This is a genomic window from Bartonella sp. AD328YNZD, assembly GCF_042196425.1.
In genome coordinates, this window is the sequence record NZ_JBHIQG010000352.1 from 1 (window position 1) to 2,353 (window position 2,353).

The following is a 2,353-nucleotide window of genomic DNA, read 5'->3' on the forward strand; positions in this document are numbered from 1 at the left end:
AACTAGAGCAAGAGCGGCAAGCACGCCAAAAGGCAGAACAAAGCGCCATTGAAGCGCGTGAATTGGCTATTGAACTTACGCAAAAATATGCCGCAATGCAGGAAGAAATCACGCGCCGCCGTGAGGAAAATGTTCCCTCCCTAGAAGACGATCCACAAGCACATTTTGTATGGCTTAGTCATAAGGTACAGGAACAACAGAAATTGCTTGATGAGTTTTCTCATATGAGAGAGAGTCAAGAGCGCATGAGTCAAGAGGAATATGAACGCCAAAAGTTAGGGGATTATTCCGAGGAAGCCAAAGCGCAGGTACAAGACAAATATCAGATCTTGTTCAAAAAGTTATAGGTAGCACGTTAAGCTCTCAAGAAGGCTATAGAACACTACTTAAAAGGCTTAATTGGGGGGATTATGAAGCGGTACCAACCGAATTGCAGAAAAATGGACCAAAGCGGGAGGCAAACGTTTACAAGGTCTTGTACACCGGCGTGTAGCAGAGGCAGGGTTGTGGGCGAAAGGAGTTTATGTTTCTTCTAATTATCAAATAGTAGAAACGCAAGCACCAACGGGGGGGCAAAGCAGAAGCATTGGCACCGATTATTGGTTCTTTCTCAGGTCTTGGTGGATTTTAGTGGGCAATGGACCCATTCAATGGGCTTTAGCGGCCATTATGGTTTTAGCCGCATGTATTGGCATTTTCTTTGTTGCTAAACGCTTTCAGGAGCACCGCCTATGATCTTATGGATGAAAAGAAACTTGTTGGTAACAGGTGCGGCTTTAGCCGCTTTTTTTATTGCCTTAGCAAGAGCTTTTACTCTTGGGAAAAAAGCAGAGCAACAAAAGCAAACAGAAAAAGCTTTAAAAGCAGCCACAACACGGCTTGAGGTAGAAAATGAAATTAATCAAAAAAGTGATGCTGATGTGCGTGCTGCTCTCTCTGACTGGTTGCACGACAAATAAATATGCTTCTTCTTGTGTTGGTTGGTTGCCAATTTATTTAAGCCGGCAAGATCTGAACGCCATCAGTTTCAATTTAGCGAGAGAGATCTTAAAGCACAATAATCTAGGTGAACGCTTGTGTGGGTGGCAACATGGTAAGAAAAAAAGCTGAAAAACATACAGAGCTTACAGAAGCAGAAAAAGAAATGCTTCAAGAAATGATCATCACCTATCAAAGCGTGAAAATGATGTATCACTTGATGAAGTGGATAGCATTTTTTCTTTTTTTGCTTATCCTTGATTTTGCGCGCCTTATGGATGCGATAGATAATATCTTCGCACATTTAAAGCAGTGGTTTTCAAAGAATTAGAAAAACTGTTATAAAAGCAAAAACTTCTAAAAATTCTTTTTACTATGAATTGAAGATCCAATCATAAGCGTAGTTCAGAATGCAAACCAAGTCATAAGAGCTCTAGTGTTGTGGTATCTGGCTTTCGATAGATCAAAACTAAATCTGGCTTGATATGACAATCACGACAATTGCGCCATTAACCTGTTAGCGCATGATCTCTCCAATGCGCTTTTAGCGGTTTATTCTCCGCTAACGCTTTGACCACAAGCAGCAAATCCTTCTCTAGTGTATTAGCATACCTACCTTTGCTTTCACGTTTAAGATCAGACCGGAATGAACGCGTATAGACAATATAGCAAGCTTAGGTCTGCTTGTCAGATTTACGCATTTCGGTTCTATCTTCGCGTATCATGGTCCTTAAGCTGTCTAAAGATGTACGTTCGACGCGTCCCATTTCGGCATTCTCGATAGCTCGTAATGTTTCCGGATTTAGTTGAAATAGATCCAAGCGGTAATGTACGATCTCTAGCAATGCGGGTCATAAACATGCGTACTGCATCCGATACAGTTAAACCCATAGACTTAATAACTGCACTTGCAGTTTCTTGCACTTGATCAGGTATGGGGGCTTGAATTTTTTCCATTGCTAAATCCCCTATTCAATTGTAGTACAATGTACTGCACGTTAAGTTTATGTCAAGAGTTTCAACAATAGCTTTTCACAAGAGAACTTAACAAAGTTCAAAAAATTATTAGAGAAAGTTAGCAGAATAAGATATATTTTGTAGAAGAATATTGGAAAATCCTATTCCCTAACCTTTATTTATGAACCCCATACTTTTAAAAAATATATAAATCAATGTGATATATGAATGAAAAAGAGCATAATATCACTAAAAGAGTGTTATAGAAATGATGTGTCATGACGATTCTACCACTCAATAGCGCTTCGATAAAAGAGGCAATAGCGCTTCTTGAACAAGGGAAGTTAGTAGCGTTACCAACGGAAACTGTTTATGGATTAGCAGGCGATGCGACCAATGGGAGGGCAATTTCTTCTAT

The 2,353-nt window shown here is 40.0% G+C and carries 3 protein-coding genes and 4 pseudogenes; 5 read left to right on the forward strand and 2 right to left on the reverse strand.

Features of this window, described 5'->3' with window-relative positions; all coding sequences use genetic code 11:
* The 4 genes and pseudogenes from ACFIO3_RS11640 to ACFIO3_RS11655 all read left to right on the forward strand — a co-directional run.
* Positions 1-323, forward strand: a pseudogene (locus ACFIO3_RS11640) (hypothetical protein); the annotation flags it as partial.
* Positions 324-379: 56 nt separating this feature from the next.
* Positions 380-735: pseudogene (locus ACFIO3_RS11645) on the forward strand (glycoside hydrolase family protein); the annotation flags it as partial.
* Complete coding sequence (locus ACFIO3_RS11650; RefSeq protein ID WP_375614997.1) at positions 732-959, forward strand: hypothetical protein; 228 nt, start codon at positions 732-734, stop codon at positions 957-959. The pseudogene ACFIO3_RS11645 and the gene ACFIO3_RS11650, both read left to right, overlap by 4 nt.
* A gap of 131 nt (positions 960-1,090) precedes the next feature.
* Complete coding sequence (locus tag ACFIO3_RS11655; protein WP_375614996.1) at positions 1,091-1,309, forward strand: hypothetical protein; 219 nt, start codon at positions 1,091-1,093, stop codon at positions 1,307-1,309.
* Positions 1,310-1,400: 91 nt separating this feature from the next.
* On the opposite strand, the pseudogene ACFIO3_RS11660 reads toward ACFIO3_RS11655, so the two are convergent.
* Both ACFIO3_RS11660 and ACFIO3_RS11665 read right to left on the reverse strand, forming a co-directional pair.
* Positions 1,401-1,643 (reverse strand): annotated as a pseudogene (locus ACFIO3_RS11660) (type II toxin-antitoxin system YafQ family toxin).
* A 9-nt stretch (positions 1,644-1,652) separates the two neighbouring features.
* A pseudogene (locus tag ACFIO3_RS11665) lies at positions 1,653-1,935 on the reverse strand (type II toxin-antitoxin system RelB/DinJ family antitoxin).
* Between the two features lie 278 nt (positions 1,936-2,213).
* Here ACFIO3_RS11665 and ACFIO3_RS11670 point away from each other — a divergent pair.
* The coding region (locus ACFIO3_RS11670; RefSeq protein WP_375704502.1) for an L-threonylcarbamoyladenylate synthase at positions 2,214-2,353 on the forward strand (140 nt) is incomplete at its 3' end.

What these genes read in the sequence shown, in the direction of transcription:
- ACFIO3_RS11650 (WP_375614997.1), top strand. Translation starts at nt 732, where the DNA reads ATGATCTTATGGATGAAAAGAAACTTGTTGGTAACAGGTGCGGCTTTA.
- ACFIO3_RS11655 (WP_375614996.1), top strand. Translation starts at nt 1,091, where the DNA reads ATGGTAAGAAAAAAAGCTGAAAAACATACAGAGCTTACAGAAGCAGAA.